Source organism: Sulfitobacter sp. HI0040 (assembly GCF_001634885.1).
Classification (GTDB): Bacteria; Pseudomonadota; Alphaproteobacteria; order Rhodobacterales; family Rhodobacteraceae; genus Sulfitobacter.
The window spans coordinates 1-12,969 of the sequence record NZ_LWEX01000468.1 but is presented as its reverse complement, the minus strand read 5'-3'; the positions used below and the strand labels follow the sequence as shown (position 1 = coordinate 12,969).

The 12,969-nt window shown below is 65.3% G+C and carries 14 protein-coding genes; 8 read left to right on the top strand and 6 right to left on the bottom strand.

What is annotated here, in order from left to right; genetic code table 11:
• Positions 1-31: 31 nt before the first annotated feature.
• Both A3728_RS19105 and A3728_RS19100 read right to left on the bottom strand, forming a co-directional pair.
• Positions 32-1,234 (bottom strand): SAM-dependent methyltransferase, encoded by a 1,203-nt coding sequence (locus A3728_RS19105; protein ID WP_067927529.1) that lies wholly within the window; start codon positions 1,232-1,234, stop codon positions 32-34.
• Positions 1,235-1,312: 78 nt separating this feature from the next.
• Complete coding sequence (locus A3728_RS19100; protein WP_067927527.1) at positions 1,313-2,083, bottom strand: alpha/beta fold hydrolase; 771 nt, start codon at positions 2,081-2,083, stop codon at positions 1,313-1,315.
• 54 nt (positions 2,084-2,137) lie between these two features.
• Between A3728_RS19100 and A3728_RS19095 the strand changes: the two genes are divergently transcribed.
• Positions 2,138-2,512 carry a hypothetical protein gene (locus A3728_RS19095; protein ID WP_067927536.1) on the top strand — a complete coding sequence of 125 codons (375 nt, stop codon included), beginning with the start codon at positions 2,138-2,140 and terminating at the stop codon, positions 2,510-2,512.
• 84 nt (positions 2,513-2,596) lie between these two features.
• Positions 2,597-3,364: an SDR family NAD(P)-dependent oxidoreductase gene (locus tag A3728_RS19090; protein ID WP_067927525.1), complete on the top strand. Its 768-nt coding sequence runs from the start codon at positions 2,597-2,599 to the stop codon at positions 3,362-3,364.
• A gap of 23 nt (positions 3,365-3,387) precedes the next feature.
• On the opposite strand, the gene A3728_RS19085 is transcribed toward A3728_RS19090, so the two are convergent.
• The gene (locus A3728_RS19085) at positions 3,388-3,786 is read right to left on the bottom strand and encodes a (R)-mandelonitrile lyase (RefSeq protein WP_067927522.1); all 399 of its coding nucleotides are present in this window, start codon (positions 3,784-3,786) and stop codon (positions 3,388-3,390) included.
• A 133-nt stretch (positions 3,787-3,919) separates the two neighbouring features.
• Positions 3,920-5,197, bottom strand: a complete 1,278-nt coding sequence (gene glyA, locus A3728_RS19080; protein ID WP_067927519.1) for a serine hydroxymethyltransferase — start codon at positions 5,195-5,197, stop codon at positions 3,920-3,922.
• A 172-nt stretch (positions 5,198-5,369) separates the two neighbouring features.
• Between glyA and A3728_RS19075 the strand changes: the two genes are divergently transcribed.
• From A3728_RS19075 to A3728_RS19055, 5 genes are all read left to right on the top strand, one after another.
• Positions 5,370-6,125, top strand: coding sequence for an NAD kinase (locus A3728_RS19075; RefSeq protein ID WP_067927532.1), 756 nt, complete (start codon positions 5,370-5,372; stop codon positions 6,123-6,125).
• A 157-nt stretch (positions 6,126-6,282) separates the two neighbouring features.
• Positions 6,283-6,480, top strand: coding sequence for a CsbD family protein (locus tag A3728_RS19070; RefSeq protein WP_067927516.1), 198 nt, complete (start codon positions 6,283-6,285; stop codon positions 6,478-6,480).
• A gap of 185 nt (positions 6,481-6,665) precedes the next feature.
• Positions 6,666-7,454 carry an ABC transporter permease gene (locus A3728_RS19065; RefSeq protein WP_067927512.1) on the top strand — a complete coding sequence of 263 codons (789 nt, stop codon included), beginning with the start codon at positions 6,666-6,668 and terminating at the stop codon, positions 7,452-7,454.
• Positions 7,451-8,116, top strand: coding sequence for an ATP-binding cassette domain-containing protein (locus tag A3728_RS19060; protein WP_150120890.1), 666 nt, complete (start codon positions 7,451-7,453; stop codon positions 8,114-8,116). The genes A3728_RS19065 and A3728_RS19060 overlap by 4 nt, the downstream gene beginning before the upstream one ends.
• A complete protein-coding gene (locus A3728_RS19055; protein WP_067927505.1) occupies positions 8,116-9,951 on the top strand; it encodes a glycosyltransferase in 1,836 nt (611 codons plus the stop codon). The genes A3728_RS19060 and A3728_RS19055 overlap by 1 nt, the downstream gene beginning before the upstream one ends.
• Here the strand turns inward: A3728_RS19055 and A3728_RS19050 are convergent.
• Positions 9,918-11,549, bottom strand: a complete 1,632-nt coding sequence (locus A3728_RS19050) for a hypothetical protein (protein ID WP_067927501.1) — start codon at positions 11,547-11,549, stop codon at positions 9,918-9,920. The two genes, A3728_RS19055 and A3728_RS19050, sit on opposite strands and share 34 nt — an antisense overlap.
• Before the next feature lie 107 nt (positions 11,550-11,656).
• The gene (locus tag A3728_RS19045; RefSeq protein ID WP_067927498.1) at positions 11,657-11,917 is read right to left on the bottom strand and encodes a spike base protein, RCAP_Rcc01079 family; all 261 of its coding nucleotides are present in this window, start codon (positions 11,915-11,917) and stop codon (positions 11,657-11,659) included.
• A gap of 246 nt (positions 11,918-12,163) precedes the next feature.
• Between A3728_RS19045 and A3728_RS19040 the strand changes: the two genes are divergently transcribed.
• The coding region (locus tag A3728_RS19040; RefSeq protein WP_201722349.1) for a hypothetical protein at positions 12,164-12,969 on the top strand (806 nt) is incomplete at its 3' end.

Here is a 12,969-nt window from a genome sequence, read left to right as displayed (position 1 = left end):
GGGGCGAAAGAAGGGAGCAGCGCCGGGCGGGTCAGCCCTGCGCGTAAAGATAGTCCCGCGTGAGGGGTACGGATTTGTGGCTCTTGGAAAGCTGGAACTGGTAGACGCCCTGCATCTGCTGTTCGAAGGCCGCGATGCAGATCGCGAAATACCAGCGGAACATCGCGATGAACCGGTTATCATAGGTGCGCCGCAGCTGGTCGGAGTGGGCTTCGAACCGTTCGCGCCAATGCCGCAGCGTCTTGGCGTAATGCAGGCGCCAGATCTCGATATCCGTCTGCCAGAGGTCCGCGCGTTCCATGGGCCCTGCCAGTTCGGAGAGCGAGGGCACATAGCCGCCCGGGAAGATATACTTGTTGAGCCAGACCGAATGGGGCGCGGGCGGGGCGCTGCGCCCGATCGTATGGATGAGCGCCGTGCCGTCGGGCTCCAGCAGCCGGGAGACGGTGGCGAAATAGGTGTCGTAATTGGGCACGCCCACATGTTCGAGCATGCCGACGCTGACGATCCGGTCGAATCTCTCCGTCACCGCGCGGTAATCCTGCAGCCGGAAGGTCACGAGGTCTTCGAGCCCTTCGTCGCGGGCGCGGGCCTGTGCCGTGGCGAGCTGGTTCTGCGACAGCGTGATCCCGGTGACGCGCACCTTGTGGTCCCGCGCCAGCGTCAGCGCCATGCCGCCCCAGCCACAGCCGATGTCGAGCACGCGCTGCCCCGGCTCAAGCCGCAGCTTGGCCGCGATATGCGCCTTCTTGGCGGCCTGCGCTTCTTCGAGCGTCATGTCCGGCCGGGCGAAATAGGCGCAGGAATACTGCATGTCCTCGTCGAGGAAGAGCCGGTAGAGATCGTCCGACAGGTCGTAGTGATGCGCCACGTTGGCCCGTGCCCGGGAGGGTGCATTTTTCTGGATCCAGCGGCGCAGGTGAAAACGAGCGGTATTGGAGGCATTGACCCATGACGGCATCCGCCCCAGCCGCCGGTTGCGGAGGATGACCGCGAGGAAATGATCGAGCGTGGTATTGGGGAAGGTCAGCGTGCCTTCCATGTAGCGTTCGCCCAGTGCCAGTTCGGGATTGATGCAGAGCGCGCGCAGGGCGGCTTCTGAATGGATGGCTATGGCCGCCTGTTCGCCGCTGTCGGGGCCGTAGTGTTCCGTCGTTCCGTCGGGATAGGTGACATGCAGCCTGTCACATACCATCATGCGATTGAGAAACTGCGCGAATACCTTGCGCCACATGACCCTTCCCCATGTCTCGTTAACGTCTTGTCACAAATACGTTAAGTAACCCGGCGCGCAGGTCAAGCCATGGTGCGTTCAGGCACTAAGGAAAACCCGAAGCGCTTCTTCGAAGGCGCGGGGGCGGTCCGCGTGCAGCCAGTGACCGGCGCCCGGCAGCTTCGCAAAGCGCGCCTGCGGAAACAGCGGTTTGATGATTTCCCGGTGCTCGGGCAGCACATAGTCCGACTCCGCCCCGGTCAGGAACAGGCTGGGGCCGTCGAACCGACCGGTGATGTCATCGGGCCAGCCCACGATCCGGTCCATCTCGCGTTCGAGCGTATCGAGATTGAGCCGCCAGCGCCGATTGGCAAGATCGAGCGATTGGGTGAAGAAACTGCGCAATGCGGGTTCCACCCCCGCCGCCGCCAGTTGCTCCTCCGCCTCCGACCGCCGGGTGACGGCGGACAGGTCGACCGCGCGCATCGCATCGATGAACTGTTGTTGCGTGTGGCGGTAGGTCACCGGTGCGATGTCGGCCACGATCAACCTGCGCAAGCTCTTTGGGTGCAGCAGCGCCAGCGCCATCGCGGCCTTCCCGCCCATCGAATGGCCGCAGACATCGCAAAGCCCGCCCTGCGCCGCGATCACCTCCGCCAGATCGGCGGCCATTTCGGGATAGCCGTGGCGGTCGAACCGCGGGCTTTCCCCGTGGTTGCGCATATCCACCGTGATGACGGGCCGCGCATCCGCCAGGCGCCGTGCGATCACCCGCCAGTTGCGCCCCGAACCATAAAGCCCATGGGCGATGAGCAGCGGCGGCTGGTCGGGCGAAGACGAAGGGGGATCGAAACGTTCAAAGGCAAGCATGTCAGCAGGACTACCGGGATTGCCGCCGCCATGCCAGTGGGTTTAGGTGCGGCCATGATGGATCAATTCGACATGGAACGCCGCCGGGAAAAGCTGCTGAAGCTCTTGCGCGAAAAGCTCGGCATCAAGGCGCAAACGCTGGAGCGCGGCTTTAGGCGCGCGGGCCGCAGGTTGCCGCGTTCCATCCGGCGCGAAGCCGCCGTTCTGGTGCGGGCCGAGACCCTGATGGCGCATCCGAAACTGTCCCGCCAGATCGACGGCGCGGCACTCGACCGGGCCTATGATACGGTGGCAAAGCACCTCAAGGCCATCGATGCTGCCGATGCGCGGCTGGGCCGGATCCTGTCGGTCACGGGCACCATTGCTTTCAACCTGATCGTGGTTTTCACCGCCTTCGTGACATGGATGTGGTGGTCTGGCCGGCTCTAGCGGCGCACCGAAGCCGCTTGCATACCCAACCCAGCCACGTATCACGGGGGGTATAGAAGATGCGGAGCGAAAGGGAGCGCAGCCATGCAGGATTGGACCGGACAGACAGCGGTGATCACCGGGGGGGCATCGGGCCTCGGCGCGGCCACCGCGGCGCAACTGGCGGAAATGGGGCTGAAGGTCGCCCTTTTCGATCTGAACGAAGAACAGGGACAGGAACGGGCGAAATCCCTGTCCGGGCTGTTCTGCAAGGTCGACGTCTCCGACCCTGAAAGCGTGCGCGCGGGGCTCGACCGGGCGGAAGCCGAACTGGGCACCTTGCGGGTGCTGGTGAATTGCGCCGGGATCGGCCCCGCCGCCAAGACCGTGTCCCGGGGGGAGCCGCATGACGCGGCGCTGTTCGAAAAGGTCATCCGGGTCAATCTGCTGGGCAGTTTCAACTGTGCCAGTCAGGCCGCCGCGCGCATGGCCGCCGCTGACCCCACGGAGCCTGATGGCGCCCGGGGCGTGATCGTCAACACCGCCTCCGTCGCCGCATACGAAGGCCAGATCGGTCAGGTGGCCTATGCCGCGTCCAAGGGCGGCGTGGTGGGCATGACGCTGCCCATGGCCCGCGACATGGCGGACAAGGGCGTGCGGATCTGCACCATCGCACCGGGTCTCTTCCTGACGCCGCTGCTCGAAGGGTTGCCGCAGGATGTGCAGGACTCGCTCGGGCGGCAGGTGCCGTTTCCGTCCCGGCTGGGCGCGCCTGCGGAATATGCCGCGATGGTGGGCCATATCGTCACCAACCCCATGCTGAACGGCGAGGTCATCCGCCTTGACGGGGCGATCCGGATGGCGCCGCGCTGACAGGGCGGCTACCGCGCCTTAGATTAGCCGCCGGCGTATTGCGCGTCCGTTACATGCTCCAGCCAGGTGACGGCGCTGCCGTCCTGCGCTTCCTGCAGGGCGATATGGGTCATGGCGCTGTCGGGGGCGGCACCATGCCAGTGTTTCTCGCCCGGTTCGAACCAGACGACATCGCCTACGGAAAGGGGGCGGATCGCTTCCCCCTCCACCTGCGCGAGGCCATTGCCCGCGGTCACGATCAGCGTCTGGCCTAGCGGGTGCGTGTGCCAGGCGGTACGTGCGCCAGGCTGAAAGCTGACAGAGACGCCGCGCAGCCGGGCCGGGGCAGGGGCCGTGACGAGAGGCTGCATCGACACATCGCCGGTGAAATATTGCGGGTCGACATCCTGCGCGGGACGTTCGGCGGCGGGGTAGATCTGCATGAGATGTCTCCTTTGACGCGCAAGGTGGCCCAGCCCCCGAGCGCGGGCAAGTCCATTTTGCGGCACCCCTGCAGCCACAAAAGCAAACGGCCCCCGATGGGGGCCGCCCGGCTTCATTGGTTTGCCTGCCCGATCACAGGTTGGGATAGAGCGGAAACCTTTTGCAAAGCTCGGCCACTTCGGCCTTCACCTTCTCTTCCACCGCGCCGTTGTCATCGGGGCCATTTGCGGCCAGCCCGTCGACGACCTCCACAATCCAGCGGGCAATCTGGCGGAATTCTTCCTCACCGAAGCCGCGGGTCGTTCCGGCAGGGGAGCCCAGACGGATCCCGGAAGTGACTGTCGGCTTTTCGGGGTCGAAGGGAACGCCGTTCTTGTTGCAGGTGATATGGGCGCGGCCCAGCGCCTTTTCGGTATCGTTGCCCTTCACCCCCTTGGGGCGCAGATCGACCAGCAGAACATGGGTGTCGGTGCCATGGGTCACGGTATCCAGCCCGCCCTTGATCAGCTCGTCGCTGAGCGCCTGCGCGTTGGCGATGACCTGTTTGATGTAGGTCTTGAATTCCGGCTGCAGCGCCTCGCCGAAGGCCACGGCCTTGGCCGCGATCACATGCATCAGCGGGCCGCCCTGAATGCCGGGGAAGATGGCGGAGTTGAATTTCTTCGCCAGCGCCTCGTCGTCGGTCAGGATCATGCCGCCGCGCGGGCCGCGCAGGGTCTTGTGGGTCGTGGTCGTCGCCACATGGGCATGCGGGAAGGGCGAGGGGTGTTCGCCCGCAGCCACCAGCCCGGCAAAATGCGCCATGTCCACGTGCAGGTAGGCACCCACCATATCGGCGATTTCGCGCATGCGGGCAAAATCGATCTGGCGCGGAATGGCGGAGCCGCCGGCGATGATCATCTTGGGGCTATGCTCTTTCGCCAGCGCCTCGACCTGATCGTAATCCAGCAGGTTGTCCTGCTTGCGCACGCCGTATTGGATAGCATTGAACCACTTGCCCGACTGGTTGGGCGCCGCACCATGCGTCAGGTGCCCCCCGGCATCGAGGCTCATGCCCAGGATCGTATCACCGGGCTGCAGCAGGGCCTGAAAGACGCCCTGGTTCGCCTGACTGCCGGAGTTGGGCTGCACATTGGCGAAGCCACAGCCGAAAAGCTGCTTTGCCCGCTCGATCGCGAGGGTTTCGGCCACGTCCACATACTGGCACCCGCCATAGTACCGCCGGCCCGGATAGCCTTCGGCATATTTGTTGGTCATGATGCTGCCCTGCGCTTCCAGCACGGCATTGGACACGATGTTTTCCGAAGCGATCAGTTCGATCTCGTCCCGCTGGCGTCCCAACTCGTCGGTGATGGAGGCGGCCAGTTCCGGGTCGACCTGGGCAAGCGAAGCGGTAAAGAAGTCGGACATTTGGGGTTTCCTTGATGGCGCTGTTTCGCGGGCTTCGTAGCCCAAAGGAAAAGGCTGGGGAAGGCGGGAAACCGACGCAGGGGGCCTCTTGTGCGGCAATGCTGGCAGCGGCTGCGAATATATGGTTCTTTCGGAGCCGAAGGACGACGATCGGAAACCCGGGGGCCGCAGCATGAAGATAGCCTTTACCGCCAGCCGCGCGCCCGTCGCCCAGACGGCACTGGCAGCACTGGCCGACCGCTACGGCGACGTGCCCTTGAAAGAGGCGGAGGTCATCGTGGCGCTGGGCGGCGACGGTTTCATGCTCCAGACCCTGCATGAAACGCAAACGCTGAATGTCCCGGTCTATGGAATGAACCGGGGCACCATCGGCTTTCTGATGAACAATTACGGCGACAGCCGCCTGATTGCCCGGCTGGCGGCGGCAGAGGAGGCGGTGATCAACCCGCTTTCCATGCGCGCGACCCATGCCGATGGCGATGTTTCCCATGCGCTGGCCATCAATGAGGTCTCGCTGCTGCGCGCGGGGCCACAGGCGGCCAAGCTGCGGATCAGCGTGGACGGGCGGCTGCGGATGCAGGAACTCGTCTGCGATGGCGCGCTGGTGGCGACACCCGCTGGGTCCACGGCCTATAATTATTCCGCCCACGGGCCGATCCTGCCCATCGGGGCCGATGTGCTGGCCGTGACAGCGATGGCGGCCTTCCGTCCCCGGCGCTGGCGGGGCGCGCTGTTGCCCAAGCGGGCAGAGGTGCGCTTTGACGTGCTCGAACCGGAAAAGCGGCCCGTGATGGCCGATGCCGACGGAAAGTCCCACCGGGATGTGGTGACGGTCGAAATCCGCTCCGAACCCTCCGTTGCCCACCGCATTCTCTTCGATCCGGGCCATGGTCTCGAAGAGCGGTTGATCAGCGAACAGTTCACCTGATCTGGGCTTGCAGCCCTGCCAATGGTGTCCTTTTTCCGGTCGGGGGAATTTCCCGATTCACGGTGGAACAACTCCCCGTCATCGGCGTTAAATTAATGAGACGCGGGTGGTCTTGTACCAATCCCGTCCGGGTAAACAGTAAATAGGAGTATGCACGATGAATTGGGACCGTATCGAAGGCAACTGGAAGCAGTTCACCGGCAAGGTAAAAGAAGAATGGGGCGACCTGACGGACGATGACGTGGCACAGGCCAACGGCAATCGTGAACAGCTCGCGGGTCGCATTCAGGAACGCTACGGCTGCACCAAGGATGAAGCCGAGCGCCAGATTGACCAGTTCGCAGCGAAGCACTGACTTCGCCGTTGTTAACGAGTGACGGAGGCGGTCCCGAGGGGCCGCCTCCTTTATGTTCGGGGCAGGGCAATCGCGCACCTTCCAAAAAGCGAACGCCCCCGGGGGGGATGCTACCCCACCTATTAACCCTTTGTTAACTTTAAATTAGTTGCCTGACCGCCCGGGCTGGTCTTACCTTGGCCAACATGCAGCGGTCCTTTCCCATCCCCGGCCAGGCGGCGCGTTTCTCTGCCCTTATCGCGCGGGAACGTCGGACGCGGTTCACCGGCGGGCTTCTCGCCCCCTTCTGGTCCGTTGCCGTGCCGATGGTGTGGATCGGCCTTGTTGTAGGCCTCTTCATCATCATGGATAGGCGCCCGCCGATTGCCGTCGGGGTTGAGGTTTTCGTGGCCACCGGCATCCTGCCCTATGCCATGTTCCGTCAGACCATCGGGTCCATGGTCCGCTCCCTTGTCGCGCACCGCCACATGAAGCTCCTCGCCCCGCTGGGGGACCGGGATATCCTGACCGCCGCGGCATTGGTGGAGGCGGCGAACCTCGTCCTTGTCGCGCTGGTGGTTTTCGGCGGGCTCGCCATGATCGTTGGCGCCCCTCTGCCGGGCGATCTTTGGGGGGTCTACACCGCCTTGGCCGTAACATGGCTGCTGGCTGCTGGCGTGGGGTCGCTCCTCGCGCTTCTCAATGGCGTGTCCGAAAGTTTCGGTCGCATGCTCGCGGTCCTCCTGCGGCCGCTCTTCTGGATTTCCGGGCTGTTTTACACCGCGACCGAGCTTTCCGGTCCGGCGCGCGACCTGCTGTGGTGGAACCCGCTCTTTCACGCGACCGAGCTTCTGCGGGAAGGGTATTTCCACGGCTATCGTTCGCCCATCGCAGAACTTTGGTATCCCGCGGCCTTCGGCATCGTCTGTCTTCTGGCAGCTCTTTGCCTGCAGGCGCGCGGTCCGCTGAACCTGTCGTGGTGGCCCGGCGCATGATCTCCCTGATCGATGTCACTTGCCACGGGGACGCCCCCTTGCCGCATCCGGTGCTGGGGCAGGTCTCCGTCATCTTTCGCACTGGGGAGCGGGTCGGCATTCTGGCCCGCCCGGGCCGGGGCAAGAGCACGCTGGCGCGTCTTCTCTGCGGTATGGACCGTCCCGATGCCGGGGTCCTGCGCCGGCAGGGTCGGGTGTCATGGCCCATCGGATCGAGTGGTTTCCTCCATCCGGATCTGACGGGGACGATGAATATCGCCATCGCCGCCCGGGCCGTGGGGGCGGACCCCGCCGAAACGCTCGCCTTCTGCACGCGCCTGACCGGGCAGCCGGACGGATTCGCCCGCCGCATGGGCGGATATGCGCCCTCTGTCCGGGCCGCACTGGCCTGCGGCTTTTCCCTGAGCCAGCGCTGCGACTGGTACATCGCGGATGAAACCATCGGCTTTGGCGAAGGCCCGCAGCGCGCGCGCTCCGATGCGATGCTGGAACGGCGCCTCGCGGAAGCGGGGCTGGTCTTCATTACGCGCAACGTGACCCAGATGGGCAAATGGTGTGACAGGCATTTCGCCCTCCACGGCGGGCGCCTTATCGAGGTGGAGGATGCCGCCATGGCCGCAGCGGTGCTCGAAACCGCCCGCATGGTGGAGGACACCGCCTAGTGATCGGTCCCCGGACCCCCCAGTTCCAGCATCTGGCCACCTTCCCGGGTGAAGTGTCTACCGCTGCGCCCCCGGTCGCCGTCCTGCGTGCATTGGCGGCAGAGCGTCAGCATCGCCCGACAGCGATGCGCAGGATCTGGCGGGCGGCGCTGATACGTCATCCACGGGATGTCACCGCCTGCCGGATGACCCTGCGCTGGTATCGGCGGGACCGGCGCATGGCCGAAGGGCGGGCGCTGCTGTCGCGCCTTTATCCCGATGCCACTGAAAACCCCGCTTCGGCACTCATGATGCTTCACGGGCTGGCCGAATTACATGCCGAATCCGCACTGGACAGCATCGTGACAGGTTGTCTTTCCCGCAACCCCGACGCGCCGGAATTGCGGAACGCCTATGTCCATCACCTCCATGCACGTGCCCGCTATGTCAGCGCCTTGCGGGTTCTCAGGGGCATTCCCGCCGAACAGGTCCAGTTCGATCCTGCCTTCCTGCAGGATCTCGGGCGCAAGGCTGCCCTTCTCTCCACCCTCACGCCGGATCCCGAAGCCGATGCGGTTCCGCATGTAATCCGTGCCTTGGCGCGCCTCTGCCCGCCGCTTCCCGCAGATTGGGCGAAAGCCCGGGTCAGCTTTCTCTCCGGCACGCTCGGCCCCGGCGGGGCGGAACGGCAGATGACCCGCATCGCCTGCGGGTTGTTCGGCGACAGGCCGGTAGACGTCATCCTGCGCCGCGCGGACCCCGGGGGGGAGACGGATTTCTTCGCGCCCGACCTGATCCGGGCAGGGGTGCCGATCTACCGACTGGGCGAACTCCCCGCCACTGTCGTCCTGCCGATGCGCGTCAGACAACTGGTCGATCTGCTCCCCCAAACGCTGCAGTCAGACGCGCTGCGCCTCGCCGGGCACTACCGCCACACGCGCCCCGCCGCGGTTTATCTCTGGCAGGATGGTGCTGTGCTGGCGGGCGCGCTTGGCGCGCTTCTGGCCGGGGTGCCGCGTATCGTGGCCTCCTTCCGCGGTATGCCACCCGTCCAGCGGCCCGAGTTGTTGCGCCCGCATATGGCAAGCGCCTTTCCCGTTCTCGCAGGGCTGAACCGGGTGCGGCTGACCGCCAACAGCACGCCGGGTGCGCGCGCCTACGAAGACTGGCTGGGCCTGCGCCGGGACGCGGTCGCGGTCATCCACAACGCGGTACCGCCGGTTGCCTCCATCTCCCCCAAAGCGCCCTCCTATTGGCGCGGCATCCACCGGGCCAGCCCCGCCTGCCACCTCACGGTTCTGGGCATCTTCAGGCATGACCGCAACAAACGCGCCCGGGACTGGATCGAAGTCGCCGCGCGCCTCCTTCGTGACCGGGACGATGTAAGGTTCGTGGTGCTCGGGCAGGGCAGCGATCACGCCCGCAATCTGCAAAGGGTCCGCGACCTCGGCCTCGCGACCCGCATTTTCCTTCCCGGGCTCTGCCGCGATGTTCCGGCAGCACTTGCCCGGTCCGCCCTGCTGATGCATCTGCCCCGCCTCGAAGGCTCCCCCAACGCACTGATCGAAGCGCAGGCGGCGGGGGTGCCGGTCCTGTGCACGCCCGCTGGCAATGCGGCTCAGATCGTCGGTCACGGCGAAACGGGCCTTCTGCTGCCCCGCGCCGACCGCTTGGATATCGGCGAGACTGCGGCCATTCTGGCCACCCTGCTCGCCGATCCTCAGCGCCTCACCCGGATGGGCGAAGCGGGTCGCCGCCGTTGTCGCGCCCTTTTCGATCTGGACACCTGCCTTGCCCGTACCCGTGCGGTGCTCGATGGCTTTCAGATGACCACCCGCAGGATGCCGTCTCCCTGATGAAACCAGCTCCCGACGGGCAGGCCCGCCATCAGTGCCGCCGCATTGTCCGCATGAACCGGGATGCCCTTGGTCTCCACCGTACCGCTTTGACGCACGCAAAAGGCGTTGCCCCGGTTCGAGCTGCTACTGCCATTACCGACCTGCAACAGGGGGGCATCGGCCTCCGCCCCCGTGTACTCCGAAAAGAGGCCGATCGCCGTGCCCCCCTCCGCCATCAACACATGCCCGCGCCCCGCCGCGAGCGTATAGCGCGCCGCCATGTCGTTCTGGAAACCGAACCCCGCGAAATAATCTGCCGCGCCGTTCGATGACAGGTCCCGCCCCGCAAGGATGCCGTAGTTCGACAGGTTGTCGGTCACGCATCCATACCCCAGCGCGAAGGTGTAATTCCCATCCGCGAAACAGGCCTTGCCCCATGAAATGGACCCGGCGGCTGCCGGGCCATTGGGCGGGGCTGTCGCTGTCCAACTGTCTGCGGATACAAGGCTCGAAAAGGTCGCCAGAACCGTCGGCTCGGCGGGCGAGGCTGGGCCTACCCCGCGCCCCCAGAAAAGCTCCGTTCCGCTTTCCACCCGTGCGGTCTGCGCGATGTAATCGTACCCCGCCCGCCAGACCCCGGTGCCGAGGAAGTGCGAGGCATCGCCCTGACCCGTGGTGCTGTATTCCGTTTCCAGATCATTGAGCGCAACAAAGCGGCAATCGGTGTCGATACGCCCGCAGAAATGCCGCATGGCGGCCCGCCACAGATAGCGGTCATGCACATCCGCCGGTGACATCATGAAGCACGGCATACCGGGGGCAGCCCAACTCCGGCCGCGTATCTTCGCCATCAGGGTCACGAGGCTGTCCAGATGCGCGCCGAACCCGCTCAGGTAATCCGCCTCTCCCTGAGCAAAGATCATCTCGTCGATGCCGCCCACCCCGTGCTGTTGCAGCATCGGGTCGGCCAGCGCGGCGGTGATCTTGGCATCCAGCGCCTGAAACCGCGTATCCGCAGGCGCTTCCGCCACCCAGTCCGCAATCGGCGCGCCGCCCAGCGCGTCGAAGACGATGAAGACGGGCCTGCCGGTCGTGGCGGCCACGGCATGGGCCCGGGCCAGCGCGTAGTTGCTGGCCCCCCCGTTGCCGTCCGGATTTGAATGGGTCCAGGGGGCGGCGGTCCGGTCCGAACCGCCCCAGGCACCGGCAGGGGCATCCCAGCTGCGCACCAGCGGGCTTGCCGGGTTGGGGCCATCCACATGCACCCCTGCGGCATTCGACTGCCCGGCAATCGCGATGACATAAGCACCTTCAAGATGCACCAGCCCAGTTCCGCCCGCCGTCGTGAGATGGGCGGGCAGGGCCGCATCGACCACCTTGTAAGAGGCACGCGGGCTTGCGGTATGGATAAGGCTGCCCACCGGGCGCGGCACCGTATCCGCCAGCATTTCCGCGGTGGTGCCGAACGCCGGGGCGAGCGTTCCCGCGATGTCCGACAGGGTGCCGATATCCACCCCGACGGAGTTGCGGTTGGTTGTCCCCGCCGGTTCGGTCAGAAACTGGGTGAGCGCCAGCGCATCGGTCTGCGCAGCGGAAAGGATCGGATCCTGGGCCATGGGTTACCTTTCGAGGTTTCGAACGATGAGCGTAAAGGGGTGGGGCTGCACCAACTGGGGCGGTCGCAGCACGATGATCTCTGCCAAAGCCGTGCCGACGCCGATCATCACCAGCCTCCGACGATCGCGGCGGCGGTCGTGCCGGTCTGCCAGACCTTCGACAGCCGAAGCGGATGCCAGCCGGAGGCAAGGTTCTGCAACGTCACCTCGTCCCCCGACACGAAGGTGACTTTCAGGTCGCCCCCGCCGCCCAGATGGACGGCACGCGTGGTGACCGGCAGGGGGTTCACATCATCGGGTATCACGGCGAACCCATGGGCCAGGGGGCCGTTCAGCGTTTCACCGTGATGCTGGAAAGGTCGTTTCATCCGAATCTCCTCGCGAAAAGCGAAGGATTGGAGGTTTTCTGTTCAGATCGGGTTTACCAAACGCACGCTTCATCCGCGCCGCAGGCAACGCCCCTGTTCTTCGTTTCTTACAAGTAATTGAATTTTATACAACTTCCAATTCGCGGATAGGCTTAACAGCCTGTTAACCGCAGCGGCCAATAATAATCAAAATTGTATAAAGGGCTCCGGGTGTCACCCCGCAGGTCCGGGCCAACGAGGGATGGAATGAAGAATTTTGAAACCTTCTCGACGGATTTCGGCGCAGCGACTCACAACTCCAGACCGTCGGGCGGTCGAGCGGCGAGGCGGAGCGAGGACGAACGCCTACCCGCCATGCTCGCCGCCTACAAGGCGGGCGAGATGGAGCGCGCCTATGGTTTCGCCCGCGCAATCCTCATGACCGACCCCGATCATCCGCAGGCACTGCGCCACGCAGCCCGCATTGCATGGCGCTGGAAGCGCCCCCAAGAAGCCCGCGCCGCGTGGCAGAAGCTTTCCCGTCAAAGCCCACATGAGCCTGAGCCCCACCTGCAACTCGCGCGGATCGCAAGCCGCGAAGGCGCATGGGCAGAGTGTCTGCGCCACGCCCGGGACCTTCTGCTGCTGGATGCAGACCATGGCGAAGGCCGGCTTTTCGAAGCGCGCAGCCTTGCCGAAACCGATCCGCAGGGTAGCTTCCCCACTGCCTTCGCAAAACTCTGCCGCACCGATGGTGAGGCTGCCTTTCGCCTCGCCACCGATATCCTGGACAGTCCGGCAGAGGCGCCCTCCCTCCGCGTGCTTGCCCGCGCCCGCCGCGCGAACGTCCGGGCCATAGCCCGGCGGCTGTTCCTCGCCCAGCGGGATGCCGCGATGCTTGCCGAGGTGGCCGCCGAACTGCTCCCCGCGGCGGCCTGCTACCGCCGCATGCTGGTCCTCAAACCCCGGTCCGCCTATGCGCAAAGCGGCCTTACCCGGGTGCACCGGTCGGTATTCGAACAGGCCCGCAGCGCCTATCGCCGCAAGGCCTACGCCGCGCTTCAGGATCATGC

What these genes read in the sequence shown, in the direction of transcription:
- A3728_RS19060 (WP_150120890.1), top strand. Translation starts at nt 7,451, where the DNA reads ATGATCTCCCTGATCGATGTCACTTGCCACGGGGACGCCCCCTTGCCG.
- A3728_RS19100 (WP_067927527.1), bottom strand. Translation starts at nt 2,083, where the DNA reads ATGCTTGCCTTTGAACGTTTCGATCCCCCTTCGTCTTCGCCCGACCAG.
- A3728_RS19075 (WP_067927532.1), top strand. Translation starts at nt 5,370, where the DNA reads ATGAAGATAGCCTTTACCGCCAGCCGCGCGCCCGTCGCCCAGACGGCA.
- glyA (WP_067927519.1), bottom strand. Translation starts at nt 5,197, where the DNA reads ATGTCCGACTTCTTTACCGCTTCGCTTGCCCAGGTCGACCCGGAACTG.
- A3728_RS19045 (WP_067927498.1), bottom strand. Translation starts at nt 11,917, where the DNA reads ATGAAACGACCTTTCCAGCATCACGGTGAAACGCTGAACGGCCCCCTG.
- A3728_RS19105 (WP_067927529.1), bottom strand. Translation starts at nt 1,234, where the DNA reads ATGTGGCGCAAGGTATTCGCGCAGTTTCTCAATCGCATGATGGTATGT.
- A3728_RS19095 (WP_067927536.1), top strand. Translation starts at nt 2,138, where the DNA reads ATGATGGATCAATTCGACATGGAACGCCGCCGGGAAAAGCTGCTGAAG.
- A3728_RS19085 (WP_067927522.1), bottom strand. Translation starts at nt 3,786, where the DNA reads ATGCAGATCTACCCCGCCGCCGAACGTCCCGCGCAGGATGTCGACCCG.
- A3728_RS19065 (WP_067927512.1), top strand. Translation starts at nt 6,666, where the DNA reads ATGCAGCGGTCCTTTCCCATCCCCGGCCAGGCGGCGCGTTTCTCTGCC.
- A3728_RS19090 (WP_067927525.1), top strand. Translation starts at nt 2,597, where the DNA reads ATGCAGGATTGGACCGGACAGACAGCGGTGATCACCGGGGGGGCATCG.
- A3728_RS19050 (WP_067927501.1), bottom strand. Translation starts at nt 11,549, where the DNA reads ATGGCCCAGGATCCGATCCTTTCCGCTGCGCAGACCGATGCGCTGGCG.
- A3728_RS19070 (WP_067927516.1), top strand. Translation starts at nt 6,283, where the DNA reads ATGAATTGGGACCGTATCGAAGGCAACTGGAAGCAGTTCACCGGCAAG.